At 56.2% G+C, this 25,058-nt stretch carries 23 protein-coding genes; 6 read left to right on the forward strand and 17 right to left on the reverse strand.

The features are described 5' to 3' along the window. Window positions 1–381, forward strand: coding sequence for a carboxymuconolactone decarboxylase family protein (locus G0Q00_RS10650; RefSeq protein ID WP_163039142.1), 381 nt, complete (start codon window positions 1–3; stop codon window positions 379–381). Between the two features lie 370 nt (window positions 382–751). Further along, window positions 752–1,501, forward strand: coding sequence for an SDR family NAD(P)-dependent oxidoreductase (locus G0Q00_RS10655; RefSeq protein WP_163039144.1), 750 nt, complete (start codon window positions 752–754; stop codon window positions 1,499–1,501). A gap of 336 nt (window positions 1,502–1,837) precedes the next feature. On the opposite strand, the gene G0Q00_RS10660 is transcribed toward G0Q00_RS10655, so the two are convergent. Continuing rightward, window positions 1,838–4,297 (reverse strand): FAD-dependent oxidoreductase, encoded by a 2,460-nt coding sequence (locus G0Q00_RS10660; RefSeq protein WP_163039146.1) that lies wholly within the window; start codon window positions 4,295–4,297, stop codon window positions 1,838–1,840. 102 nt (window positions 4,298–4,399) lie between these two features. On the opposite strand from G0Q00_RS10660, the gene betI reads away from it, so the two are divergent. Then, window positions 4,400–5,038, forward strand: a complete 639-nt coding sequence (gene betI, locus G0Q00_RS10665; protein WP_163039148.1) for a transcriptional regulator BetI — start codon at window positions 4,400–4,402, stop codon at window positions 5,036–5,038. A 478-nt stretch (window positions 5,039–5,516) separates the two neighbouring features. On the opposite strand, the gene G0Q00_RS10670 is transcribed toward betI, so the two are convergent. The 5 genes from G0Q00_RS10670 to G0Q00_RS10690 all read right to left on the reverse strand — a co-directional run bounded on the left by G0Q00_RS10670 (window position 5,517) and on the right by G0Q00_RS10690 (window position 11,468). Further along, window positions 5,517–7,016: an AMP-binding protein gene (locus tag G0Q00_RS10670; protein WP_163039150.1), complete on the reverse strand. Its 1,500-nt coding sequence runs from the start codon at window positions 7,014–7,016 to the stop codon at window positions 5,517–5,519. Then, window positions 7,013–8,416, reverse strand: a complete 1,404-nt coding sequence (locus G0Q00_RS10675; RefSeq protein ID WP_163039152.1) for an aldehyde dehydrogenase family protein — start codon at window positions 8,414–8,416, stop codon at window positions 7,013–7,015. Before G0Q00_RS10675 ends, G0Q00_RS10670 begins: the two co-directional genes overlap by 4 nt. Window positions 8,417–8,479: 63 nt before the next feature. After that, window positions 8,480–9,442 (reverse strand): tripartite tricarboxylate transporter substrate binding protein, encoded by a 963-nt coding sequence (locus G0Q00_RS10680; protein WP_163039153.1) that lies wholly within the window; start codon window positions 9,440–9,442, stop codon window positions 8,480–8,482. 47 nt (window positions 9,443–9,489) lie between these two features. Then, window positions 9,490–9,960 carry a tripartite tricarboxylate transporter TctB family protein gene (locus tag G0Q00_RS10685; RefSeq protein ID WP_163039155.1) on the reverse strand — a complete coding sequence of 157 codons (471 nt, stop codon included), beginning with the start codon at window positions 9,958–9,960 and terminating at the stop codon, window positions 9,490–9,492. Continuing rightward, a complete protein-coding gene (locus G0Q00_RS10690; protein ID WP_163040362.1) occupies window positions 9,957–11,468 on the reverse strand; it encodes a tripartite tricarboxylate transporter permease in 1,512 nt (503 codons plus the stop codon). The genes G0Q00_RS10685 and G0Q00_RS10690 overlap by 4 nt, the downstream gene beginning before the upstream one ends. A 99-nt stretch (window positions 11,469–11,567) precedes the next feature. On the opposite strand from G0Q00_RS10690, the gene G0Q00_RS10695 reads away from it, so the two are divergent. After that, entirely contained in the window at window positions 11,568–12,608 is a 1,041-nt protein-coding gene (locus G0Q00_RS10695) for a LacI family DNA-binding transcriptional regulator (RefSeq protein WP_163039157.1), read from the forward strand. A gap of 561 nt (window positions 12,609–13,169) precedes the next feature. On the opposite strand, the gene G0Q00_RS10700 is transcribed toward G0Q00_RS10695, so the two are convergent. After that, on the reverse strand, window positions 13,170–15,938 hold the full coding sequence (locus G0Q00_RS10700; RefSeq protein WP_163039159.1) for an HYR domain-containing protein: 2,769 nt from the start codon (window positions 15,936–15,938) through the stop codon (window positions 13,170–13,172). A gap of 523 nt (window positions 15,939–16,461) precedes the next feature. Between G0Q00_RS10700 and G0Q00_RS10705 the strand changes: the two genes are divergently transcribed. Further along, the gene (locus tag G0Q00_RS10705; RefSeq protein WP_163039160.1) at window positions 16,462–16,674 is read left to right on the forward strand and encodes an AlpA family transcriptional regulator; all 213 of its coding nucleotides are present in this window, start codon (window positions 16,462–16,464) and stop codon (window positions 16,672–16,674) included. Further along, a complete protein-coding gene (locus G0Q00_RS10710; RefSeq protein WP_163039162.1) occupies window positions 16,667–17,092 on the forward strand; it encodes a bifunctional DNA primase/polymerase in 426 nt (141 codons plus the stop codon). Before G0Q00_RS10705 ends, G0Q00_RS10710 begins: the two co-directional genes overlap by 8 nt. Before the next feature lie 21 nt (window positions 17,093–17,113). Here the strand turns inward: G0Q00_RS10710 and G0Q00_RS10715 are convergent, their stop codons facing one another. The 10 genes from G0Q00_RS10715 to G0Q00_RS10760 are packed head-to-tail and all read right to left on the reverse strand — an operon-like array spanning window position 17,114 to window position 25,035. Further along, a complete protein-coding gene (locus tag G0Q00_RS10715) occupies window positions 17,114–17,482 on the reverse strand; it encodes a phosphate acetyltransferase (RefSeq protein ID WP_163039164.1) in 369 nt (122 codons plus the stop codon). Then, entirely contained in the window at window positions 17,476–17,832 is a 357-nt protein-coding gene (locus G0Q00_RS10720; protein ID WP_163039166.1) for a MaoC family dehydratase, read from the reverse strand. Before G0Q00_RS10720 ends, G0Q00_RS10715 begins: the two co-directional genes overlap by 7 nt. Next, complete coding sequence (locus G0Q00_RS10725) at window positions 17,825–19,318, reverse strand: class I adenylate-forming enzyme family protein (RefSeq protein ID WP_163039168.1); 1,494 nt, start codon at window positions 19,316–19,318, stop codon at window positions 17,825–17,827. The genes G0Q00_RS10720 and G0Q00_RS10725 overlap by 8 nt, the downstream gene beginning before the upstream one ends. 5 nt (window positions 19,319–19,323) lie before the next feature. Further along, window positions 19,324–20,091, reverse strand: coding sequence for an enoyl-CoA hydratase/isomerase family protein (locus G0Q00_RS10730; RefSeq protein WP_163039170.1), 768 nt, complete (start codon window positions 20,089–20,091; stop codon window positions 19,324–19,326). Further along, window positions 20,088–20,678 carry a TetR/AcrR family transcriptional regulator gene (locus tag G0Q00_RS10735; RefSeq protein WP_163039172.1) on the reverse strand — a complete coding sequence of 197 codons (591 nt, stop codon included), beginning with the start codon at window positions 20,676–20,678 and terminating at the stop codon, window positions 20,088–20,090. Before G0Q00_RS10735 ends, G0Q00_RS10730 begins: the two co-directional genes overlap by 4 nt. Before the next feature lie 5 nt (window positions 20,679–20,683). Next, window positions 20,684–21,466, reverse strand: coding sequence for an alpha/beta fold hydrolase (locus G0Q00_RS10740; protein WP_370458562.1), 783 nt, complete (start codon window positions 21,464–21,466; stop codon window positions 20,684–20,686). Then, window positions 21,463–22,521, reverse strand: coding sequence for a branched-chain amino acid ABC transporter permease (locus tag G0Q00_RS10745; protein WP_163039174.1), 1,059 nt, complete (start codon window positions 22,519–22,521; stop codon window positions 21,463–21,465). Before G0Q00_RS10745 ends, G0Q00_RS10740 begins: the two co-directional genes overlap by 4 nt. Before the next feature lies 1 nt (window position 22,522). Continuing rightward, window positions 22,523–23,554: a branched-chain amino acid ABC transporter permease gene (locus G0Q00_RS10750; RefSeq protein ID WP_163039176.1), complete on the reverse strand. Its 1,032-nt coding sequence runs from the start codon at window positions 23,552–23,554 to the stop codon at window positions 22,523–22,525. 1 nt (window position 23,555) lies between these two features. Continuing rightward, on the reverse strand, window positions 23,556–24,278 hold the full coding sequence (locus G0Q00_RS10755; protein WP_163039178.1) for an ABC transporter ATP-binding protein: 723 nt from the start codon (window positions 24,276–24,278) through the stop codon (window positions 23,556–23,558). Further along, window positions 24,271–25,035 carry an ABC transporter ATP-binding protein gene (locus tag G0Q00_RS10760; RefSeq protein WP_163039180.1) on the reverse strand — a complete coding sequence of 255 codons (765 nt, stop codon included), beginning with the start codon at window positions 25,033–25,035 and terminating at the stop codon, window positions 24,271–24,273. Before G0Q00_RS10760 ends, G0Q00_RS10755 begins: the two co-directional genes overlap by 8 nt. Window positions 25,036–25,058: the final 23 nt, after the last annotated feature.

The following is a 25,058-nucleotide window of genomic DNA, read 5'->3' on the forward strand; positions in this document are numbered from 1 at the left end:
ATGAGCACGTTTGACGAAGACCTGTTCCTGAAGGGACTTGAACAGCGCAAGGGCACTTTGGGTGCCGAGTACGTGGAAAAGAACCTTGCTGCGGCAGACGATTTCACCCGCCCGTTTCAGGAAGCCATGACCGCATGGTGTTGGGGCTTTGGCTGGGGCGACGACGTGATCGACGCCAAGACCCGGTCGATGATGAACCTGTCGATGATCGGCGCTTTGGGCAAGATGCACGAATGGGAGCTGCACTGCCGCGGCGCCATCAACAACGGCGTCACCAAGGAAGAGATCCGCGCGATCATCCATGTCATCGGGATTTATTGCGGCGTGCCACAGGCACTGGAGTGCTTCCGCATTGCGCGCAAGGTTCTTGAACAGAGGTAAAGTGCACAAGCGCTGGACGTGCAAATCTGCGGAACTTTGGGCATGGTTTGGTGACTATGCTAAGAGACCACAACGAAGCTGAAACCTAGGCAGGGATGATTAACTCGGCCCGCCTTCAATCTTCACCGGGCCCGCAATGCCGATCATTGCTGCCTTCCAAGGCGACCGCAGTATTCGGTGTTTTGGGCTCGAAGCCGACCTTCTCTGCAATCGGTCACAAGGTCAGCCAAGCGGGACGGAGCTGACTTTCGTCACTTTGCAAGAAAATATCTTTCTGTGCGGCATAACCAATATTCGTAGGTGCCCTCGACATTTGGTAAATTTTGGTACCGCTGTTAACGTATGATTGGTCAAATTGAGGATTTTCGGTTTGAAACGGTTTTCTGGGAAATCAGTTCTGATCACCGGCGCAAGTGGCGGGCTCGGCCAGCAATTGGCTCAGGACTTTGCGAAAGAAGGTGCGAAAGTCGCACTCAACTACGCATCATCGAGAGACAGGGCCGAAGAAACTGCTGCGCGCATCGTCGAAGCGGGCGGCGAAGCTATAACCTGCCGAGCTAACATCGCGCGATCCAAAGAAGTTGATGCAATGGTCCATCGCATTGTCGAGCTGTTTGGCCGCATAGATATTCTCGTCAATAACGCAGGCTTGAGCATCGACGCTGCTTTCCTGGATATGCGCGAACAAGACTGGGATCGGGTTATCGACGTTAATCTGAAGGGGCCGTTCCTTGTATCGCAAGCGGTCGGTCGCCGCATGGTTGCCGCACAAAGTGGCCGGATCGTCAACATTTCAGCCACATCAGCCGTCGTCGCGCGCGCGGGAAATGCCAACTATGCCGCGTCCAAGGCAGGGCTAAATATGTTGACGCAATCCATGGCACTGGAGCTGGGCCCGAGCGTCAACGTAAATACTGTCGCTTTAGGTTTCGTGGACAGCGATTTGGTCCGCGAGTTGTTCTCGCCAGCCGAGATCGCACAGGCCAGTGACAGCGTGCCTTTAAAGCGGCTGACAACTTACGAAGAAACATCAGAATTCGTATTGATGCTAGCGTCAGATGCAGCAGCCTTCGTTACCGGACAGACGATCCCCTTCGATGGCGGAAGAGTCATGCGATAGGTCTTTGCGGCACCCAACGAATGCCCGCCGTCGTATTCGCATAGGCTCTCGCGCAACTCGCAGCATTTTGCACTTTGGATTGATCCAGACCTTAGCTGCGCGACGTACCAATGACCGCTGAGCGGGAGAAGCGGCCGTTCGCTGCGCTAGGTACGAATGTCAGCTATTTATCCACATTGGAATTATCACACACCTGCCCTTGAATACGACGAAGTACACGGTTTGCATTAGCTCTCAGCTGGTTGAGCTTGAGGAGACGCAAGATATTCATCAGTTGGATAGCTATGCTGAAACATAGGAATCCCGCGCTCCTATCTTAAACACTTGCAGTCCCGTTTATGATTTCACTTTCAGCATTTCCGGATCGAACAATGGCTTCAGAGATGCTTTGGCATTAACGCGTTCTCCCGCCACTTCGACGTCCCAATTTCCATCGTTCACAATGGCAGCCGTCAGCGGCTCTTCTAGCTCGACAAACCCGATACCGACTGCACCACCAAGGCTGTGGCCATACCCACCGACTTGCAAATGTCCGACTTCGACACCGTTCAAATAGATGCACTCATTTCCATAAAGAAGTGGCTCTGGCTCTTTGAGAAGGAACTGCAGCATTCGGGTCTTCGGAACGCCCCGCGCTTTAATTTCAGCAAGCGCATCACGCCCTATGAACCCACCGGGTTTGTCCAGCTTGACCGCAAATCCAAGCCCTGCCTCAATCGGATTGTCGGTATTGTCCACGTCCAACCCAAAATCACGATAGGCCTTTTCCAGTCGCAACGAATTGAGGGTCTGCATCCCCGCATCACGAAGGCCGAACTCTTGCCCTGCCTCCTTCAGCAGATCATAGATCTGCACAGCGGCGTAGGAAGGAACCTGAAGTTCCCAACCAAGCTCTCCGACGAATGTAACCCGGAAGGCTTTGACGACCCAGTACCCGACATCGATGTCCTGCCACGTCATGAAGGGAAAGGCTTCGTTCGACATATCTGCCGATGTCACCTTCTCCATCAGCATGCGCGCTTTCGGACCGTGAATGTTGATCTGGGTGATTGCAGGCGTGAGATCGGTTATCACAACAACCTCACCCTCCTGAATGTGGCGCTTCATCCGCATCAGAGTATGGCCGTGACTGTTTTCACCTACGACAACCATGAAGCGGTCTTCGGCCAGCCGGGTGACGGTCAGATCGGCCTCGAACCCACCTTTCTCGTTGACCCAGGCGGTGTAGACCAGCCGTCCCGGTGCGACATCGACTTCATTGCACGACAGACGGCTCATCAGTGCAAGCGCATCCGGTCCTTCGACTTGGAACTTGGACATGGTCGACATATCCATGATGATCACATCCTCACGGGCGGCGCGGTGTTCCTCAGCATGCCAATCGAACCAGTTCTGGCGAGACCAGCTGTATTCTTCAATCTTCGCCTGCTCAGGAGTCGGCGCGAACCAGTCAGGCATTTCCCAACCATGACCTTCGGTGAAAAAGGCACCATTTGCGGCAAGTCGATCATGAAGAACAGAACGTTTGAGATCGCGGGCGGTGTGATAGCTTTCATTGTGGAAATGCTGACCGAACATCTTGCCCAGCAATTCAGGCCCGCGATCGCGGCGGAAAGCACGGGTCGCTTCGTGACGGGTAAAGCGATTGACATTAATGCCGGTCACGTCGATCTGCGGGTGACCGCTGACAATCCATTCTGCCAGCACTTTCCCAGTACCAGCACCATTCAAAATGCCGAGAGAATTCATTCCGCAGGCCACAAAACAGTTCCGCAACTCGGGCGTTTCACCCACCAGTGGAGCAAGATCAGGGGTGAAGCTTTCCGGACCACAGAACAGTTTTCGCACGCCTACGTTCAGCGCATCGGGCACACGTGAATAAGCCTTCTCCAGATGCGGTCCCACGCGATCCCAATCTGGTTCGATCTCGCCAAATGCAAAGTTGTCAGGGATCCCGTCCAGTTTCCACGGTGCCGCCCCCGGCTCGAACAAGCCAAGCATCAGCCCCCCGACCTCTTCTCGGTAATAGGTATAGGTCGACGGATCCTCTAGCACCGGCAGGTCGCGGCTAAGACCTTCAATGTTTTCGGTGATCAGATAGTAATGCTCGGCGGCTTGAAGCGGCAGATTGATCCCCGCCTTAGCCCCCAGCTGGCGTGACCACATGCCTCCGCAGATGACTACATTTTCGGCCGTTAGGGTCTGCCCGTCAGCAGTGCGCACCCCGGTTGCTGTGCCATTCTTTGCCAAGATTTCCGAGACCGTGACACCTTCGAAAATCTTCGCGCCGCCCATTTTCGCTCCCTTGGCCAACGACATGGTGACATCAACCGGATTGGCCCGCCCGTCCTCGGGAATATAGAAGCCCGCCAACACATCGCTAAGGTCCCCGATGGGGAACAGGTCCGCCGTTTCCTTGGGGGAGATCTCATAGATGTTAATGCCGTGTCTGCGCATGAAAGGCGCAAGTCGGCGCATTTCGTGCATACGTTCTTCGTTGTTGGCAATTTGCAGGTAACCTACGTCGCGAAATCCTGTCGGCACACCCGTTTCCTGCTCCAGATTGGCATACAGATCACGCCCATGGGTATAAATCTCGCATTCGGCTTCCGATGGCAGAAGACCTGCCACGATAAGACCCGCCGCATGCCAGGTCGTGCCCGACGTCAACTGATCACGCTCCAGCACAACAACATCCGTCATGCCAAGTTTGGTCAGATGGTAGGCCGTGTTGCAGCCAATAGACCCACCCCCAATGATCACAGTCTGCGCGTGTGTGGGAAGCGTCTTGGCCATCGGGTTCTCCTTCCAATGCGAATCGCGATTTTGATCAAATTCTACAATTGACCGCCTCCACAAATCAACTTATTGATTGAATAACCATTCAATAGGCTACTCATGAGTCCGACCAAGAGTTCCAAGAAACCGCGCACAGCACCGCCAGAGGTCCGGCGCAATCAGCTAATCAATGCGACCATCACCTGCATTGCCAACAAGGGCATTTCAGGGACAACCCTAAGCGCCATTGCGAAAGAGGCGGGGCTGTCTTTGGGGCTGGCCAATTTCCACTTCAAAAGCAAAGATGCTCTGCTCTCGGAAACACTGAAACACCTGGCAGCCGAGCATCGCGACTTGTGGCAGCGTGATGCAAAGCGCGAGGATCTTTCGGACAGCGACAAACTTCGCTCAATCGTGTCCGCACAATTTCATTCCCGCATCTGCAGTCGTAAGAAACTAGCCGTATGGTTCGCCTTCTTTGGCGAGGCCAGCCATCGAAAAACTTATCGATCGATCTCTTCCCAGATCGACTTGGAACGACAAGAGCTGTGCGCAGAGCTGATCCAAGGTATCGCCGCAGAAGATGGGCATGACGAGATAGATGCCGAACAGATCGCCCTGACTCTGGAAGGGATGTTTGACGGAGCTTGGCTGAACATGCTGATGTACCCAGCCAAGTTCACGCGTAACCAAGCCGAGCGTCAGGTTCTGGATTACCTCGATCTGGTTTTTGCCAAGAACGTTAGTAGACGGACCTGATTTTTCGGAAACGGCATGAGCCCAGAGAAGCCATTCACCGATGCTCGCAGCAATGAGCGCGATGGGTGGAGAACTGCCAGTTCAACTGCCTATCCTTGATTTAAGATCTGGTGCCTTAAGGGGTTATCCTCACATTCCCCACCCAACCCGGGTGACACAGGGTCGTGGAAGCGAGCGAGGGGAAGTGTAGGAGAACAAACCTCTATGAAGGTTTCCGAAACGCTCGTCGATCAGGGCGAAAGGACCAGCTTGGCTGAGCTCGGTTTAAATTGGAGGAGCTTATTGGTGGCGATTACACCTGTGAATTAAAGTCAGCGAGCGGCCCAGCGCCGCCATTTAGATTGCTCGCCAAGCCCGAAACGCGCACAATTATTCTTGTGATTTCACCAACCATAAAGAGCGACCTTGTAGCCACCCTTCAAAGTGAAACTTCTTGCGCTCGCCTTACTCAACATCAAACCCACGAACACTCAACTGTTTACCCTGTCATAACCGGTAATTTGATCCTTTGTATCTTACCTGAAGGCCCTTTGGGCAGGTCATCAAGTAAATACACTTTATCAGGGGACTTGAAGGCGCCCAGCCGCTTGATGCAAACCTCGATCAGTTGCTCAGCTGAAACGCTTGACCCGCTTCGCAGCTTCACGGCAGCTTCGACGCGTTCGCCATAGACCTGACATGGGCGCGCAAACGCTGCGGCTTCGATCACGTCGGGATGCGAATAAAGCGCTTCGTCGATTTCGCGCGGGGCGATGTTTTCGCCGCCCTTGATGATCAGCTCTTTCAGACGGCCCGTTACGAAGAAATAGCCGTCTTCATCCACGTGTCCGAGGTCACCGGTACGCAGCCATCCGTCGGGCGTGAACGTGTCGCGCGTGGCCTCGGGGTTCTTCAGGTATTCGCGCATCACATTGGGGCCGCGCACTGCGATCTCGCCTTTGGTGTTGGGCGGCAGGGGCTTTAGGTCGGCTGACAGAATGCAGGCCTCGTTCCCATAGGCCTTCCCCGGCGACCCGATCTTGCGGACGCCCGGAGGCAAAGGGTTCGACAGGATCTGGGCAGCGGTTTCCGTCAGTCCCATCGTTTCAACGATCGGCACGTCAAACCGAGTCTCGAATGCGGTCTGAACATCCGGCGCAAGCGCGGATGACGCCGAGCGGCCGAACCGCAGCCGGGTCCGGGTGTCGCGGGACGGCGTGATGTCGGAATGCAGCAAATGCGAGATGATGGTCGGCACGACCGAGAACCACGTCACCCTTGCCTCTTCACACTGGTCCCAGAATTTTCGGGCCGAGAACTTCTCGGCCACTGCAAGCGACCCGCCCGAGACCAGCGTGCTGAGAACAGTCACGCACAGCCCGTTGATGTGATAGATCGGCAGCACGCACAGGCCGCGGTCATGTGATGTCAGCTTGTGGGCCACGGTGGGCGTCCAGCCGCCCGCAAGCAAGCTGGAGTGACTGTGCACAACCCCCTTCGGCCGACCGGTTGTCCCCGAGGTGTACATGAGCAACGCATCGTCTTCGGGGCCAAGCGGATGCAGCGGTACGGCCTCGTCAGTGCAGGCGGCTTGGAACCGCGACATGCCTTTGGGGCGCACTCGATCAAACAGCGCGGTTTGCGCGTCGCCAACAAGGGCGATGCGCGCCTCGCAGTGATCCAGCGCATATCCGATCGCCTCGTCCCCGGCGACCAGGTTGATCACTGTCGCGCGGAACCCGCCGTAAAGCACGCCATACAGGCTTTCAACGGCCGCGCGCCCATTTGGCAGCAGGATCGCGACGCTGGCCCCTTTTTCCAACCCCAACGCCGTCAATTGTCCGGCCAACTGTCGCGCCTTGCCCTGCAGGCCCAACCACGTCAGAGCAGGCCCCCCATCGAAGAACAGATAGGCGTCGCGGTCACCAACACTGGCTGCCCGGTCGTCCAGCCAGTCGCGAACGGTGCCATCAGGGGCGGTATGATCGCCCGCCATCATTTTGCTGTGTCAGCCCAGTAATCCGCGAAAATTTCCTCGACGGCGGGTTCGACGGGTGGAATTTCGCGGACGATTTTGGTGCTTTGTATGAAGTGCTTCCAGTGCAGGTTTTCATCAATCGCGTTGCCGCCCCAACTGCCGCACCCCATCGACAGCGAGAACGGCATGCCGTTGTTGAAAGATCCGCCGGTGGCAAAGGTATGCGCCTGATTGACGATGACCCGGCAGGTCGGCATCGACGCGCCCAGTGCCACGGCGCGCGCATCATCTGCGGTGTGAATACCGATAGAGTGCCCTGCCCCTTGATAGTCCAGAATACGCGTTGCGATGGCTTGCGCGTCCTCATAGTCCGTCGCGCGATACAGCGCCGCCACACGGCTGAGTTTCTCGCCCGAAAGCGGATGATCCGGGCCGATCCCTCGCGTCTCGACGGCAAGGAACTTGGTGTCATCCGGCACCTGACCCGAAAGGCCCAGCGCCTCGATCATCTTGTCAGCATCTTGGGCGATGACCTCACGGTTCAGATGACCATCGGGCCAGAGCTTCGCGACAATCTGCGCTTCGTCTTTCACCAACGCCCCACCTTCGTCGGCGAGTGCCGCAATGAAGTCATCATAGACCGCATCCACAACGATCATCGAGTTTTCGGACGAACAAGAGGTCGCGTTGTCGAACGTCTTGGACGCGGTAATTTTTTGGGCTGCAGCCTTCAGGTCCGCAGTCTCGTCCACGATCACGGTGACATTGCCCGCGCCAACGGCCACGGCAGGTGTGCCGCAAGTTTGCGCACGATGGACGTTGTTTTGGCTGCCGGTGCAGATCACGCGGTCGCTCAGTTCCATCATCGCCTGCGTCTTGGCCTTGGAGCCTGGCGCAGGGATCATCTGAACCAGATCGTGATCCAGTCCCAGCTTGTCGAACTCGGCGTGAATATAGGACAAAAGCAGCTCGCAGCTCGCCACACCTTTGGGTGACGGGGCAACAACCACGGCGTTGCCACACTTCAATGCGTTGATGATGTTGTTGGCGGGCGTCGCCGCCGGATTGGTCGAGGGCACCACGGCACCAATCACCCCGATGGGGCGGGCGATCTCGGTGATGCCGGTGGTTGGATCATCGCTGATGATCCCATGCGTGTTCACGCCTTTGATATCGCGCATCAGGCCAAGAGTCTTGCGGTGGTTCTTGATGATCTTGTCAGGCACATTGCCAAGTCCGGTCGTTTCGACCGCAAGCTCGGCCAAGGCCTTGTTGCGTGACGGCTCCATGATCGCCCAAGCGGCAGCTTCGGCCGCGCGGTCATAGCGCGTCTGGTCGGCGCCGGTTTCGTAATCTTTCTGAGCGGCACGCGCACGGGCCACGATCCCGCTTACTTGGGCAATGTCATCATGTGCATTCATCACGGTAATCCTATTGAAGCGGATAGGGCGCCAACCGCCCTATCCGTTGGTGCTGCTCGGGTCTCAAAGACCTGCCAGAAGCTCTTGCAGAGTTTCCTGACGGGCTGCCCACATCGCCTGAACCTCTTCACGGGTCATGATGTGCATGGGTGATCCACCGGCTTTCATTTTTCCGGCCACGCGTGAGTTTTTGAACATCTCGGGCACGGATGCGGCCAGTTTGTCGATCACCTCTTGCGGGGTGCCTTTGGGAACCATCACACCGCGGAAATTCACGCTGGCGTTGTCAATGTCATATCCCTGTTCCTTCAACGTCGGGACATCTGGCAGGAACTCGTTGCGTTCCAGATCGAACACGCCAAGGATTTTGACGTTGCCAGCTTCCTGCGCGCGGAAAGCATCGGACAAGTTGTTCACACCGCCCATAACGTCACCCGCAATCACAGCTTTCATGGCTGCCGCACCGCCTCCTTTGGTCGGGATGTAGGCCATTTTCACGCCTGCGGCTTTCTCAAGCTGAAGGGCTGCAATGTGGTGCCCCACGAACAGGCCAGCACCCGAGAAGGTCAGCTTGCCCGGATTTTCCTTGGCGTAGTTCACAACGTCTTCCATCGAGTTCATCGGGCTGTCTTTGCCTACAACGAAGACCGCGGGGTCTGCGCCCCAGTTGGCGATGGGTTCAAAGCTGTCTGCCGAATACTCGACGCCGCCCTTGATTGACTGCGCGATGAAGTGCGGAATGTTATAGGCACCCAGAGTATAGCCATCGGCCTCGGCTTGGGTTGCAAGCCAGTTCCAACCGACGCGGCCACCCGCACCCGGTTTGTTGATGATTGCGATGGGCATCCCCAGCGCGTCTTCGTTGCCCGCTGTCATTGTGACGATGCGCGCTTGGAAATCGGTGGCACCGCCCGCGCCATAGCTTACCATCATCATGATGGGACGTTCAGGATAGTCCTCGGCGGTGGCTGCGCCTCCGGTCAGGGACATCAGCGCCAGCGCGGCGCCTGCCAATAGGTGTTTCATTTCATATCCTCCCTTGGATGTGCATTTGCCGCTTTGCACGGTCTCATTCAGAAAAAGATCTCTCGTGGTGTGTAAACCTTGAGCAACATGGCGAAGAGCCCGTACATCACGGCTAGAAACCCGGCGGTGATGATCACGCGCTTGATCCAGGTTTTGGCTTCGCCATGTGGTGCAGGGTCGTAGAAGCTGAGCAGCAAGAAGAAAGCGATTGTGCCGGCTGTGTAAAAGCCCAGCGCCTTTGCTGCCCAGAAGATGTAGATAAGCGCAACGATCAGACCTGGCAGCAGCCAGACGAAATCCCTGCGTGAAACGCCGTGCCCGACCTTTGTCCAGCCAAGTATCGCTTTGACAAACGTCCACACGGCCAGCACGACAAAGACGGTCGAGATAAGGCGGGGAAACAAGAATGCCTCGGCGGGCTGTTGAGTATAGCTGACCCACGCCACCCACATCCCGACGGCTGCGATAAAGCCGGACGCCACGATGTGCTGAACGCGCGGAAGACTGACGTAGTTCATGCCATGATCTCCTCTTTTGATGTGTAACGGCGGCTGCGAAGTTCCATCCAAACCGAGTAGGCGATCGAGGCGATCACGATGGCGATCAGGACGATGTTCAGCGCACCAGTCAGGAAATAGCTGGCCATCCCATCGGTGGCCCCTGCGATCATTGATCCTTGGATGAAGTTCGCCTCGGCGATCGGGCCAAGGATCAGGCCAAGCACCAGAGGCGCGGCCGAGAAGCCGAAACGCTCGAGGAAATACATCATGACGCCGAGCGTTGCCATGACATAGACGTCACCCATGCTGGACTGAACCGAGTAACTGCCGAAGACAGCGAGCCCCAGAACAACGGCGGCCATCACGCTTTGCGGCACCTGTGCCACACGGGCGGCAAGGCCCGCGACGTAAAGGCCAAAGATGCACATCAGGATCTGCCCGATCAGCATCGAATTGATGAAGGTCCACGCCACGTCCGGGTGGTTGTCAAACAGGTCGGTGCCCGGGAAAATCCCGTGGATCAGAAGGCCGCCCAACAGTACCGCCGCCGTGGGGGAGCCCGGGATCGATAGCGTCAGAAGCGGCACAAGGCTGGGCCCAACCATAGCGTTATTCGCGCTTTCCGCAGCGATCACCCCTTCGCTGTGCCCCTTCCCAAATTTCTCACGTTCCGAGCTGAATTTCTTGGTCTGGTCATAGGCGACAAGACCCGCAATTTGCCCACCGACACCCGGAATAAGGCCAATGACCGACCCGGTGATGGTGCCGATGCTCAGCGCCTTCGGACGGCGCAAAATCTCGCGCACAGCATCCATGATCGAATGCTTCTCGACCTCAATCACCTCTGCATTCGTCGCGTTGCGCCCTTTGGCGAACATGGTCAGAACCTGCGGAATTGCAAAGAGCCCGATCAACGCGGCGATGATGTTGATGCCGCCGCCCAGCGCCGGGTGGAAGATGAACCGCTGCGCGCCCATGATGTCGTCAAACCCAATGGTCGCCAGCCATAGGCCAATGCAACCTGACAGAAGACCTTTCACCACCGAGGCGCTGTCAAGAGACCCAATGACGGTGACGCCGAGGATCGCGAGCCAGAACAGGTGGCTGGGGCCAAAGGCCAGCGCCCATTGCGCCAAAACGGGTGTCAGGAAGATCAACAGAAGCACGCCGATCACGCCACCAACAGCCGAGGCAAGGAAACTCAGCTGAAGCGCCTGCGCGCCCTTGCCTTGCTTGGCCATGGTGTGGCCGTCCAACGTAGTTGCGATGTTTGCGGGTGCGCCTGGGATCTTCAAAAGGATCGCACTGACCGCGCCACCCGCCACCGTGGATGTATAGGCCGCACCCAGTAGGATCAGCCCCTGAACGGGAGCCAAATGGAACGTAAATGGGATCAGCAAGGCCACGGCCATGGTCGGCGACAAGCCGGGCGTTGCACCCAGAATTAGCCCTCCGATTGTTCCCAAAAGCAGTAAGCCGAATGAGACCGGGGTAAAGACATCTCCGAAGTAGTACAGAAATTCCACGGTGTAATCCTGTGTTTGATCGCGTGTTGACATTGTAGGCTAAGAGATGAAAATAGTTTTGCAAATGTTTTCATTTTTGACCCAACACAGGCCAAATTTATGTCTCATAAACAAAAGGGTAAGCCTGATATTGTCGATGTCGCAAAGGCTGCAGGCGTTTCCATCTCAACGGTTTCCAGAAGCTTCAATCATCCGGATTTGCTGAAACCGGCGACTCGCAAAAAGATCGACAGGGCGGTGCAAAGGCTGGGCTACATTCGCAATCGCGCGGCCCAGGTCATGCATGGGCGGCGTAGCGGCACTATCGGGCTTGTGGTGCCAACCATCGACAACGCGATCTTCGCCGAATTGATCCAGTCATTCTCGGACGGGTTGGATCAACACGGCTTTACGATGCTGATCGCGTCTCACGGATTCGATCTGGAGCGCGAATACAAAATGTTGCGCAAACTGATGGAGCATCGTGTCGACGGATTGGCGCTTATCGGGTTGGAGCATTCTGAAGCCACGTACCAACTGGTCGAGCAACAGGGCGTTCCGACCGTCGCCATCTGGAACTACGCCGATGATGCGCGGCTGCCTTGCGTTGGCGTTCAGAACTCCGAGGCTGGCCGTCTGGCGGCGCGCCATTTGCTGGATCTGGGTCACCGCGACATCGGGTTGATCTTCCCTGACCCGGCGGGCAACGACCGCGCACATGACAGATTGCATGGTGCTGTTGAAGAATTGCGACATGAGCAGATTGAAGTTCCCGCACAATGGCGCCTCGAAGCGCCGTATAGCATTTCAGAAGCCAAGCGCGCTTGCACGGACCTGCTGGCCCACATGCCGCGACCAACAGCTATTTTGTGCGGCAATGATATCATCGCCCAAGGCGTAATTTACGCTGCCAGACACATTGGCGTGCGGGTGCCAGAAGAGTTGTCAATTGTGGGAATTGGTGACTTCAAAGGGTCAGGTGAGATCGAGCCTTCGCTTTCGACTATCCGAATTCCGGCCAAGCGAATTGGCGCATTGGCTGCAGACCTGATCACAGAAGTCGTAGCTGGGCATTCTGACAAACAAACAGCGACTAACTGTGGCCTGAAAGTTCTTGCGAGAGCGTCTACCGCGGCCCCTTCCAGCACAATACCCGATTAGATTCCAAAACTGTACAACGCGACCATATCCCAGCGTATACCCGCTCTACTCACGTTATCGACAGCTTGCATTAATACTTGCGGCTCCAAGCCGCCCTGCGTTTGACAACTTTGGCTTCACACAGGACTGCATGCAAATTGGTGACACAATGCGCGAATGGTAGACGGTTATCGCGTAACCGGTTCAAACCATTATCAAGTCTGGGAAAGAGATTTGGTGGTGGTGACAAGAAAGTGACAAAGGGGCGACCTCACTCGATAACTAAGATCTGCCCCCGGCCCCTTGCAGCCGTTCGAGGAACTTTCACTGAATGACTGCTTTAAAGAAACTGACGGCGCTTGCCTCTTCCCCAACTCATTTATCATCGTGCCGGAGCAGCAACGCTTTCCGCGAAGCCTGCGTGAGCCAGAACAAAGGCTCTGCGTAATGATTGAGAAAATAGTGATCGAAGGCGTGGGCCTAAAGTTGTTTAGGCCAACGCTGCAGCTTGGACCTGTTAACGGTGGCCCGAGATAAGTCGGGCCACCTCTAGGTATTAAGTTGGCAGCTATAGGAGCGAGATCAGAACTGCCGCGAGTATCCAATGTTGAGCGAGAGCGCTTCATAGTCGCTGTCGCCAATCCCGTCATATCTGACCCCGTACTCAATGGTCCCTTGATCAGAAACCATCACCATGCCGCCAAAGCCTATGCGTCCACGAACGCCGCTTTGTACCGTGGAGGTGCTTGCGATCTGATCGCCGGCCTCGAAGGTGTAGACACCTTCAAACTCTAGATAGTTGCTGAAATCGCCCATTGGATCACTCCAGGTGAAGCGCGACCCAAGTTCGATATCTCCAAGCCTGGTTGTCCTTGCTGCGATCGGTATGGCCAGCGAGTCGACATAGGCTTCGGAGGTTTCTTCGAAGTAGTTGATCGAGACGTTGGGCTGAATGTTCAGATTGCCCTGATTGATGCTGCCAAAGAGGCTGATAGATCCAAGCCAGCGTTCGGAGTCGAACTCATCTGAGAACGTACCAAGTGGCGACACTTCGTTGCTGGCGCGCCCGTAACTTAGGCTGGCATCAAAATAGAGGCCTTCGTCGATCTGGGCCGTGTAGTAGGGCCCGACCATCCAACCAACGCCCTTGGTTGTTGCGGTCGAGCCGAGAACATCTTCCTTCACAGAGTCGACCTGGGCGCCAAAGCCCAAGATGGCATTCTGCCCAATTCGGTAGTCCGCCCCAACATGCAGAACGCCGAACCGACCTTCGCTAAAGCTGGTTTCATACCGCGTGAAGCTGAGTTCTGCCCAGACATCCCAGTCTGATCTGGCCGACAGCGGATCTTCACTTGCGCTGGTCGACGCAAAGGAAAGATCGACGCGATCTCGCGTCACATCCACTCCAACAAGCGACGATCCGCGCGTCACGTCATTACCAAACAACGACACCCTGTTGGGGCTTGCATTGCCATCGACGCGCGCGATGCGGCGATCTTGCCCGGGACGGTTGCCCATGATCTGGCGGCCACGATTGTCCATGAAATTTTGGATCTGTGTGGCAGTCGGCGTCGCGATATCAAATGATTCCAACGTGCAGGTATAGGTCTCACCTCGGGCAAAGTTCAGGGCCAAGGACTGCGCCCCGACATTGACCGTTCCGCTGCCCGAACTACAACTGGCCGAGGTCACTACGAAGCCCGCCGGCAATGCATAGGTGGCGGCGTAAGTTCCCGGCTCGACCTGCAAGGGGCCAGAGCTGCCCGTTCCGCCGCTGACCACAACAGGGGTGTTGAAGGCAGGGGTGGCGGAAGAGAAGGTGATAGTTCCGTCATCAGGTGAGTTCACAATGAAGGTGACCGTGCCCGGTGGGATCAAAGAAACCGTGACGTTGAATTGCAGTGTTGTTGTCAATCCGGCTGGATCCGTCGCCGTGAACTCGACCAGCGTTGTGCCTACCGGGAAAGCGCTGCCCGAGGTCGGCCCCTGCGTCTGCGTCACCGTCACTGTTCCCGAGTTGTCCGAAGCAGTCGGCGTCGGGAAATTAACGACGGCGCTGGTAAGGTTGAAGCTGATTTCGACATTGATATCAGCCTGACTGGATGTGAAGACAGGTGCTTCGCCATCATTCACCGTCACCGTGAAGGTTTTGGTATCGGTATTGCCAGCGGCATCCGTAGCGGTGACCGAAACCGTCGTGGTGCCGACCGGGAACACGGAACCCGAGGCCGGCGTCGAGACAAGGCTTGTCACGCCGACATTGTCGGTGGCTATTGGCGTGAAGTTGACAACAGCCGTCGCCTGCCCGGGGTCGGTATTCACCGTGATATCGGCAGGCACAGTAACGACAGGTGCTTCGTTGTCATTCACCGTTACTGAAAAGCTCTCCGACGTAGTGTTTCCGGCCGCGTCAGATGCACTACAGGTCACAGTCGTTGTGCCAAGACTAAAGGTCGAACCCGACGACGGAAAGCAACCCGAGGACGTCACTCCGACATTGTCGCTATAGGTTGGCGCGGTCCAGCTGACCACCGCAGCGGCAACACCAGGGTCGGTCGACTGCGTGATGTTTGCGGGCATATTTGTGATCGTCGGTGGGGTCGTGTCGCTTGGTGGGGAAGGCGCGACATAGGTTGCTGACATCGTCGGGTTGCCGCCACCTATCAGCATCTGGGTTAGGCCGCCACGATTGGTGACCGTAGCATTTTCATACACGCCCGCACCCGTTGTGGCATCGCCAGCCTGCGTTGTGTAAGTGCCCGAACAGGTGAAGTTTGAGTTCGTTCCACCCGAGGTTGGAGAGCACGTGTACGAGACACCAATGCTCGAGGAGACGGCAGGTGAGGAGAGCACTTCGTTTCCGGTATTCGCATTGATAGTGAACGTCAGCGTTTCTCCGGAGCCGGAATAAGTTGTCGGGGAGACAGAGGCGCTGGTTACTTCTTGCGCCTGTGCTGCACCAACAAAACCCAACGTGCATGCCGCAATCGCGAATGCTTTGGTCCAACTTCCGACAATAAATTTCGGGCGACGGGCCGATTGTCCTCGTTTGGATTTATGGCAGAGATTATTTCGCTGACAGATCTCTTCCGACCTCCTCTCGGATAGCGGCTTATTCGTCACCATTCTTCGGCCAAACAAACGGGTGAAAAATGAGTGTAGATCGTCAATAAAATATGGCTCTGCACTAGTGGAATTTCGTTTAACTGAAGTATGGCGCACAATCATCCCCTCAATAATTTTTGAATAAAGCCCCCTGAAACATGACCAACATGCCTGTTGGTGGCCAATCAGGCTACGGTAAACGGCGCGTGCCAATTGCCTAAACTTATTTTCATAATTGTTGGCCATTGGTGCAAATCAAACACAGGCTCAAGAACTGAGGCATCTTTCTTCCCGCTGGCATTGACTGTCCTGGCGCCGCGTCTGACAGCCTTCCAAATACAAACCTCTTGCTTGGCGTCTCTGAAGCTCGGATTGGCTCTCATGAAATCAGCAACCGCCTTCCAATATTCTAAAAGGATTTCGAAAGCCATTTTCGAGGTAGACGACTACCTCTTGAGGGCATTGTCACTCGACGAACATGAAATCCTTGGTCATTTGGGTGTCACCCCTCGGAGCCACCACTAGATAGTGGGGCGGACAACTCACCACCCACAAGGTAATGTGGCATTCTGACCACTAAAGTGAAGTCACGGACATAGGAAGCACTAAGGGTTCCGACCGGAGCATCCCAAATGGTGATGAGCCCACCTGAATTCAGGTCATGTAAGTGGCGAACCTAAAGGCCGGCCAGTTTCCGGTAACTGGTTACGTCCCAGAGGCACACCCCTCGCTGGCTGGCATCTCGTTTCCCAGAATACGAAAGAACGAGATGACGAAAGATCATTCTATTGTTTGTGAGGGCTTCCTCACCATCCCCAAAGCCGCCGGCCTGTTGGGTATCCCTGCGACAACCCAGCACCGTGCGGTGAAAACCGGCCTCGTGCCAAGCTATCGCCCGTTGTGCCAGCGTGTCCGCGTGCGCCTTTCCGAAATCACTGCCGTCATTGAAGCCCAGAAATCTGGAGGGCAACAAGATGGCTAAAGGAGCTTTCGCAGCTGAAGCGCCAAAATTCTGGGCGGTCGGTTTGTCAGCCTTGCCCGAAAAACCTCAAGAAAAGAAACCGGCAATTACGAATTGGGTGTCCTATCAAGCCAATCTCCCCAGCGAGGATCGTCGGGCGGAATGGTTGACCAAGTATGCTGACTGCGGGATCGGCATCAATCTTGGCACCCAAGTGGCCGACGGAGAGCAAATTGCTGCCATTGATGCGGACCACGATATCTGGGTTCGCCCCTTATACGGATTATTCGGCAACGAGGTCTGTGCCAAGCATGGAAAGAAGGGTGCCACCTTCTTCGTCCGCGTGCGCAAATCGGAAAAGTGGAGTCCACGGTCCTTAAGCCGTTCGATCGCCTGTCGTAGTGAAACGGCGCACGTCGTAGGGTCGGCCTCGATCTAGGAAAACGCCCTTTTTAGTGCCTTAGCTCGAAAACGCTCCGACAACGTCTTTGGCTTTTACCAGACTGCGCCCTTCGCAGATCACGGTGCCATCAGGCGCAGTGCAGCTGGCCCAAAGATCCACCAGATGTTTGTCCGGGCGCAGGCGGGTGATTTCGACTTTGGCTTCCAACGCGGTATTCATCGGCGGCGGGGCTTTGAACGCCAGATCCTGCTTGAGGTAATTGGTTCCCGACCCCGGCAATTCGACCCCTAACAAATAGGAAAAGAGCGCCGCGATCAGAGGCTCCGGAACGTTGTCGCCCACTGCTCCACTCAGGGCTTGATAGGCTGTCAGGTCTTCTGATGTGTAAATGCGCGTGATTTGCGCCGTTTGCCCAACGCTCAGCATGTGATCTCTGCCTCCCCTACCAAACATTCTGCCCCATCCACGACCCGGACAACACGCATCTGAACGTGACCGGGCGTATCTTCAAGAATCTGCAAGCTTAGCTCTTCACCAGTATAAGCTGGATTTGGGAACATCATACTTTGGCTAGTCTGCGTAATCATCGCGTTGTGGCGCTTCAGCATTCCCCACAACTTGGAGTAAATCAGCATGCCGTGGCTGACCGTGCGGCCAAAGGCAGATGTTGCACAAAAGGATGGGTCAACGTGGATCGCGTTGTCATCACCCGAGACCTTAGCGAAGGCATCGAACTCAGCCTGCGTGGGTGTCCAGTATTCTTTCAAGTCAAGCATTTACAAACATCTCTAGCAGGTCAGGTTTGCGGATTTTCCCGGCGGCCGTGCGAGGAAAATCATCAATGAAACGAATGTGAGCTGGTACTTTGTACCCGGCCAGTCGGTCACGGCACCAAGGACGCAGATCCTCAGGTGCCAGCGCCTCGTCGGGCCTCAACATGACGAAAGCTGCACCGACCTCGCCCCATTTTGCATCGGAGACACCCACCACTGCGCTTTCCAAAATCGCAGGGTGGTTATTCAAAATACGTTCGACCTCGGCGGGATAGACGTTCTCACCTCCCGAAATGAACATGTCCTTGATACGATCGACGATATAGTAGTAGCCGTCGGCGTCACGACGTGCGACGTCACCGGACGCCAACCACCCGTCATCAGTAAATGTTTTGGCCGTGGCTTCGGGATTTTCGAAGTATCCTGGCGTGACCCCCGGGCCACGCAATTGAAGCTCTCCTGTCCCTTCGGCTCCATCCGCAACGCCCGCAAGGCGCACCTCGGCAAGGCTTTGTGGTTTTCCAACCGACCCAATCTTTTCGCCCGCATGGCCAGGATCCATCAAAAAAACCGTCGGCCCCGTCTCGGTCATTCCCATACCGTTAAGCACATTGACCCCTTTGTCGGCGAAAAACCGGATCAAAGGTTCAGGCAACGGCGCCCCGCCGCAACCGCAACGGATGTTGGACCAGTTGATCTGTCCGACCTCACGCATCAGGGACAACGCCTGATAGACAGCAGGCACGCCAAAGAACTGACTGATCTGCTGCGATGCAAGCAGTCCATGCACCACGTCTGGATCAAACTTTGGCAAGATCGTCGAGCTGCCCCCGGCCAAGAACACCGGCAGGGTGTAAAGATTGATGCCAGCGGTGTGAAACAGCGGCAGGAAGCAAACCGCCCGGTCGGTCGAAACAAGATCAATCGCCTGCCCAATACTCACCGCGTTAGCCCAAGCCATACGCGCAGTTTGCACCACAGCTTTGGGCAGCCCTGTCGTTCCAGAAGTAAACAGCAAATACCAAGGCCGTTCCGCAGGAACAGGTGCGCTCAGAACGGGTCCACCCGCATCTATCCACGCGGCCAGATCCTGTTCGATTGTCGCGACTTGCACTCCCGCTTCACGGGCCACCTCGCGCGCTGTCACCTCGAACACCGCATCGCTCAGCATTAGGTCGATCCCAACTTGCGTGACGGTTTCGGCAAGTTCCAAAGCCGGCTGACGCCAGTTTAGCGGGCAAAGAATTACACCGATTTTCTGGCAAGCAAACAATGTGATGAAAAACTCAGCCCGGTTCTCGCATATAATTGCAACTCGGTCGCCTTCACCCAAATTCTGCGTCCTCAGCAGCCCAGCAGCGACCGCATTGGCAGCATCATTGACCTGAGCAAAGCTCCAGTCACGACCCGAGACCGTATCGTGAAACGCCAAAGCATCAGGCGTCATTTCCGCCCGCTTTGCTGCCATATCCGGGATCATGTCAAACATCTCATTCATCCGGTTGATTGTAAAAACTGTGTCATGCGCGACAGAACTTCTTGCCGCCCGATCAAAGTGCGGAAAGCAGAAGTCTCTGCATCAAGCGCTGCGCGAACTGCGCTCCGCCGAGTGTCATTCCAGAGCATGGATTTCGTGGCCAAGGCAAAGCCCGTTTCGACCTCATCCAGCAACGCCAAAGCCCGCGCTTCTGGATCGGCGTCTACAGCATGAACCAAGCCCAACTGCGCGAGCGCGTCTGTAGCATGTCGATGGTTGGCCAAAAGCCACCCCTGCACGGGTCCCACGCCAATCAGCTCGGGCAATGTTGCGGTCCAGCCACCATCCGGCGCATACCCCATCACACCATAATAAGGTTGGACAAAGGCGTCTGGTGCTGCCACCACCAGATCAGAAGCGAAAACGATACCAGCTGACCCACCGGTTACCGCGCCGCGTATCTCCGAAGCAAACACCACGGGCAACTCGATCATCCGCATCACAAGATCTTGCAACACCGGAACCACCTGGTCGGCATAGGCCTCGGCATTATTTCTTTTCGCGGCTTCAAAGAACTTCCCGACGTCACCACCAGACGAAAAGTTCCGCCCTCCGGTGAAAAGCGCTTTCTGCGCGCCTGACGCTTCCAGCTCATCAAGACAACGATGGAGGTCCGCAAGAAAGCCCGGTTCAAGCGCATTGGCACGCGGTGCCTGCATGGCGATCCGGAAGCAGCTGCCGCCACTGGCCAGATCAACCTGATCTGTCGAAACCCGGTCACTCATGGCGCCAACCCATTGCAGATGAAATCATGGGCCTCGTCGACGACACGGTCGATATCAACATCGTCTTCCCATAGCACGAAACGCTCACCCAAAGTCTTAGCAATCCCCATCAAAGCCCATGCACGGATTTCAGCGTCCCCGTCAGAAATCTCGCCCTTATTAGCAGCCTGATCCAACTGATCTGCATAGGCCTTGCCAAATTCAGAGTAGTATTCGCGATAGGCTTCGGGATCGACAAAGCGGGCCTCTTCCACAATCCGGTATTGCATTGGCCGTTCTCTCACGACTGTCAAATATGCCTTAAGGCCTGCCCGTTCGGCCTCAAGCCGATTGGTTGCGCCCGCAATATGTGCCGTTGCCTGAGACCGGGTCGCATGGCCCATATCCTGCACCAGTTCGCGGAACACTTCGTCTTTACCAGAGAAATAGATGTAGAATGTTCCAAGCGCGGTATCCGCGGCGCGGGTGATGTCGGCAATCGACGCTGCGGTAAAGCCTTTCTCGCCAATCACCTGCTCGGCCGCAGCCAAGATCTTAGCCCGGCGTTCCATTCCACGTTTGGTTTTGGGTTTCGCGTTGGTTGGCATGGGCGTCAGGTCCTTTCGGGCTCAAAGCGTGAAGTTTCCAGCCCTTGTGCCGCAACAAAGCTCCGAATGGCATCGCAAAACGAATCTGGCTCTTCCAAATGCGGCGAATGCCCCGAGTGCTCAAAGCACTGCAGCTGCGCATTCCCTGCCTGAGCTGCGATCCAGTCGGCCACGCGATGTGTATACAGCTGACTTTGCGCCCCGAAACACACCAGATATGGAATGTCGATTTTGGCAATCGTCTCGCGTTCGTCCATTGCAACCAGATCATCCCAGAGCGGCCGGAGAATCGCCGGATCCTGCGCCGAAAGGAACCCACGGACCGCCGATCGGCTTAAGGTCGGATCGCTGCCCTGCGCAAACATGTTACGCGAGATGCTTTCAGACACACGCGGCCAATACGGTTCGATTTTGCCTGAGGCCGCCAAGATGGCCTCGGCATTCTGTCCTGCCAATCCCAGATCCCAGTCAGTATCTGGCAACATGCGCGGGCTCATATCGATGGTGACCAACCCTCGAAGGCCCGATGTGCCATGGGTCGAGATATACCGCCAGGCAGCCCCGGCCCCCATCGACCACCCCACCAATATGGGCTGATCCAAGCGGTCCACACAGCGTCCGACAAGTGCAGCGCACGCGTCAAGGCTCAGGTCGCCCTCTCGCTGTTCACCATGTCCTGGAAGATCTGGCGCGAGGCAGGTGAAGTCCGCCCCCAGCCTTTGCGCGACATCGTCAAACACGGCCCCCCGCATTGTCCAACCGTGTAAGAGAAGAACGGGAATAGTCACGAGCTACGCCCCTGCCGCAGACGGCCAACAATGCCGGTTGGGAAGAAATAGACGCTAAGAATGAACAGAATGCCCAACCACATCAGCCAACGATCAGGGTCAAGAAGATCGGGGATCAGCGGCAGGGCCGCCGTCGCTTCGGATGCGCTGCCCATAAAATTCTGCAGATAAGTCTGCGCCAGAACAAACAGAGTTGCGCCAATCACTGCGCCATACATCGTCCCCATGCCGCCAATCACAACCATCAAAAGAATGTCCAACATGATCTCGAAGCTAAGTGTGGTATCGGGTCCGACGTAACGCAACCAGATTGCAAATAGGCTACCGGCAACAGCCGCGGTGGCAGCCGACAGACAGGTGGCCACGGTGCGATACCAAACAACGCGATAACCAATCGCTTCGGCTCGGAAGTCGTTTTCACGGATGGCCTGCAACACGCGACCGAAGGGTGAATTCACGATACGAAGCAGCAGCAAGAACAGGATCAACGAAGCAGTGAACACCAGATAGTAATTCAGGATCTTGCCACTGATCCGCGTGCCCAAAAACTCGCCCATCCGATTGGCCGACGTGAGCACGCGTGGGATCTTATAGGTCAGCCCGTCTTCACCACCGGTAATTCCGGAAAATTGCGACACCAAGACCGCCACTGCAGATGCCACTGCCAATGTGATCATTGCAAAGAAAATGGCTCTGACCCGCAAGCTGAACAGCCCAATCAGTAGGGCCAGTACAACCGCGGCAATCGCACCGGAAATGGTGCCGACCAGAAGGGCATCGAAGCCCCGCCCCATATGAGTTGAGGCCAGTGCAACGCCATAGGCGCCGAGACCGAAGAACATCGTATGAGCAAAACTGACAATACCGCCATACCCAAGCAGAAGATCATAGCTCGCCACCAGAACGATAAAGATGCAGATCCGCGCCGCGGTATCCAACGGTCGCACCCCGTCAAAGATGAACGGTGCCCCGGCAAGACAAATCAGGATCAATAGCAACAGGGTTGTCAGCACTTTCGAGCGTGGTTGATCCCCAGAGAGAAGCTTTACGATCATCTTATTTCGCCTTCACAACAGGCAGCATGCCCTGAGGCCGCCACATCAGGATTGCGGTCATCAGTGCAATGTTGGACACCAATGCCAGTTTTGGCTCAAGAAACGCGACATAGTTCTGCATCAGCCCCACCAAGAGCGCGCCGATGAAGGCCCCCTCGACCGAGCCCAACCCTCCGATAATGGCGACGATGAACACCAAAACCATCATCTTTTCACCCATGCCAGCAGTGATCACCTCTTGATAGAGCCCCCACATGACACCCCCAAGTCCGGCAAGTGCCGAGCCAGCCACGAAGACACCGATGAAAACCATACGCAGACGATAGCCCAGCGCCTCGACCATCGGGCCGTTCTCGACACCGGCGCGGACAATCAAGCCAATTTTGGTACGGCGCAAAACCATACGCATGGCAAGGAATAGAACCAGACCGACACCCACCGCCAGCAGGCGGTATTTCTCGACAGCCGCCCCGGCGAAGGTGATTGCACCTTTCAAGGTTTCAGGACGGCTGATGAAGATCTCATCAGGTCCCCAGACCACATGAATCAGCTGCTCGACAACAATTAGGCCACCAACCGTGACAAGGATCTGCTTCAAATGCGCGCCATATACCGGCTTGACGATGACCCGTTCAAAACCCCATCCCATCACACCGGTCACAGCCATTGCCGCAACAACCGCCAGGAACACGGCCGAGATATTCAACAGGAGGGACGCCGTGCCGGTCCATTCCCCCAACGCGATCAGAACAGAAATCCCCACAAAGGCGCCAACCGAAACAAAGGCGCCGTGTCCAAAGTTGATCACATCCATCAGCCCAAACACCAACGTTAGACCCGACGCCATGATGAAGATCATCATCCCCATGGCCAATCCCGAAACGGTCAGAGTCAACCAAGACGATGGCGCGCCAATAGCAAGAAATCCAAGCACCACCAGAATGGGCACCAAGAGTATTGGCAGCGCTTTGTCCAACTGCTCGATCAGGCTGATCTGGGCGAAGGTGGGTTTGTGATCGGGGGCTGCGGTCATGTCAATGCGCCTCCATGCTGAGACCCATCAGGCGTTCCTGCAGGTCATTATTTTCGGCCAATTCGGCCATGGCGCCGCTCCAGATCACGCGCCCGTCATCCATGACTGCGGCAGTGTCCCCCAAAGCTTTGGCAACCGAGAAATTCTGTTCCACAAGCAGGATCGATGCACCCTGAGCCTTCAGCTCTCTCAGCGCCTGCGCCATGGTCGAGACGATAGCAGGGGCAAGCCCCTTAGTGGGTTCATCAATCAGATATAATTCCCGGTCCTCTGCCATAGCACGGGCAATGGACAGCATTTGCTTCTGCCCACCAGACAGGTTGCCCGCCTCGCTGTGCCAAAAGGTGCCCAGCGCTGGAAACGCGCCCAGAAGCCACGCTTTGCGATTGGGATCAAGCGGACCTGACGCGCACCCGAGCATCATGTTTTCTTCCACGGTCAAGTCGTGAAAGATACCCATATCCTCGGGGACGAACCCAATCCCGGCCCGGGCGCGTGCTGACACCGGCATCCGGGTTATATCCTGCCCGTCAAACAAGATTTCGCCGGACTTTGCGGTCCATTGCCCCATGATGGTTTTCAGGGTTGTGGTCTTGCCTACACCATTGCGCCCCAGCAGCATGGTCACCTGACCACGCGGCACCGCCAGATCGACGCCCTGAAGAATGTGGTATTGCGCGATATCCGTATGCACCGCGTTCAGTGACAGGATCGGGTCAGACATGATCCAGCTCCTTGCCCATATAGGCTTCTTGCACCACAGCCGAGGCCATCACCTCGGCGGGTAACCCGTCGGCAGCCAATGCACCATTATGCAAAACAATAATTCGGTCTGCGAGGCTGCGGATAACATCCAGCTTGTGTTCGACCAGCAAAACGGTCCGTTCACGGTCAGCTTTGATTTCAGCAATCAGGTCAAGGATCACCGGAGCTTCATCGACGCTCATCCCAGCGGTCGGTTCGTCGAACATATAGACCATCGGATCAAGACCGATCAGAAGCGCGACTTCCAGCTTTCGCTGGTCCCCATGCGAAAGCTCTGACACGGTTTGATATTTCTGATTGTCCAGACGCACGCGTTCCAGAATGGCCATTGCCGCTACGGTCAACTCCGAGTGGCTATCGGCCATTGAGAGGAAGCCAAAACCTTTGTGTTGGCGGGACTGGATCACCAGTCGCACATTTTCCAGAACGGTAAGGCTGGGAAACAGATTGGTCAGCTGAAACGCACGACCCAACCCGCGGCGGCAACGGTCCGCCACACCCAGGCGCGTGATGTCCTCGCCCATCAGCTTTACCTTGCCAGAGCTGACCGGGACCTGCCCCGAAATCAGGTTGAAGTAGGTCGTCTTGCCTGCCCCGTTAGGACCAACGATTGCCGTCAATTCGCCCGCATGAAAGCTGCAGGAAACCGCATCAACTGCCACATGGCCACCAAAACGCACAGTCAGCGCATCTGTTTCTAGAAGTGTCTGGGTCATAAAGCTCTTTCCCTGCCAGATTG

Source organism: Aliiroseovarius sp. PrR006, from assembly GCF_010500215.1.
GTDB lineage: Bacteria > Pseudomonadota > Alphaproteobacteria > Rhodobacterales > Rhodobacteraceae > Aliiroseovarius.

What these genes read in the sequence shown, in the direction of transcription:
- G0Q00_RS10715 (WP_163039164.1), bottom strand. Translation starts at nt 17,482, where the DNA reads ATGCTGAGCGTTGGGCAAACGGCGCAAATCACGCGCATTTACACATCA.
- G0Q00_RS10675 (WP_163039152.1), bottom strand. Translation starts at nt 8,416, where the DNA reads ATGAATGCACATGATGACATTGCCCAAGTAAGCGGGATCGTGGCCCGT.
- G0Q00_RS10705 (WP_163039160.1), top strand. Translation starts at nt 16,462, where the DNA reads ATGACGAAAGATCATTCTATTGTTTGTGAGGGCTTCCTCACCATCCCC.
- G0Q00_RS10700 (WP_163039159.1), bottom strand. Translation starts at nt 15,938, where the DNA reads ATGGCCAACAATTATGAAAATAAGTTTAGGCAATTGGCACGCGCCGTT.
- G0Q00_RS10735 (WP_163039172.1), bottom strand. Translation starts at nt 20,678, where the DNA reads ATGCCAACCAACGCGAAACCCAAAACCAAACGTGGAATGGAACGCCGG.
- G0Q00_RS10730 (WP_163039170.1), bottom strand. Translation starts at nt 20,091, where the DNA reads ATGAGTGACCGGGTTTCGACAGATCAGGTTGATCTGGCCAGTGGCGGC.
- G0Q00_RS10660 (WP_163039146.1), bottom strand. Translation starts at nt 4,297, where the DNA reads ATGGCCAAGACGCTTCCCACACACGCGCAGACTGTGATCATTGGGGGT.
- G0Q00_RS10725 (WP_163039168.1), bottom strand. Translation starts at nt 19,318, where the DNA reads ATGTTTGACATGATCCCGGATATGGCAGCAAAGCGGGCGGAAATGACG.
- G0Q00_RS10650 (WP_163039142.1), top strand. Translation starts at nt 1, where the DNA reads ATGAGCACGTTTGACGAAGACCTGTTCCTGAAGGGACTTGAACAGCGC.
- G0Q00_RS10680 (WP_163039153.1), bottom strand. Translation starts at nt 9,442, where the DNA reads ATGAAACACCTATTGGCAGGCGCCGCGCTGGCGCTGATGTCCCTGACC.
- G0Q00_RS10745 (WP_163039174.1), bottom strand. Translation starts at nt 22,521, where the DNA reads ATGATCGTAAAGCTTCTCTCTGGGGATCAACCACGCTCGAAAGTGCTG.
- betI (WP_163039148.1), top strand. Translation starts at nt 4,400, where the DNA reads ATGAGTCCGACCAAGAGTTCCAAGAAACCGCGCACAGCACCGCCAGAG.
- G0Q00_RS10720 (WP_163039166.1), bottom strand. Translation starts at nt 17,832, where the DNA reads ATGCTTGACTTGAAAGAATACTGGACACCCACGCAGGCTGAGTTCGAT.
- G0Q00_RS10710 (WP_163039162.1), top strand. Translation starts at nt 16,667, where the DNA reads ATGGCTAAAGGAGCTTTCGCAGCTGAAGCGCCAAAATTCTGGGCGGTC.
- G0Q00_RS10750 (WP_163039176.1), bottom strand. Translation starts at nt 23,554, where the DNA reads ATGACCGCAGCCCCCGATCACAAACCCACCTTCGCCCAGATCAGCCTG.
- G0Q00_RS10685 (WP_163039155.1), bottom strand. Translation starts at nt 9,960, where the DNA reads ATGAACTACGTCAGTCTTCCGCGCGTTCAGCACATCGTGGCGTCCGGC.
- G0Q00_RS10760 (WP_163039180.1), bottom strand. Translation starts at nt 25,035, where the DNA reads ATGACCCAGACACTTCTAGAAACAGATGCGCTGACTGTGCGTTTTGGT.
- G0Q00_RS10755 (WP_163039178.1), bottom strand. Translation starts at nt 24,278, where the DNA reads ATGTCTGACCCGATCCTGTCACTGAACGCGGTGCATACGGATATCGCG.
- G0Q00_RS10695 (WP_163039157.1), top strand. Translation starts at nt 11,568, where the DNA reads ATGTCTCATAAACAAAAGGGTAAGCCTGATATTGTCGATGTCGCAAAG.
- G0Q00_RS10670 (WP_163039150.1), bottom strand. Translation starts at nt 7,016, where the DNA reads ATGATGGCGGGCGATCATACCGCCCCTGATGGCACCGTTCGCGACTGG.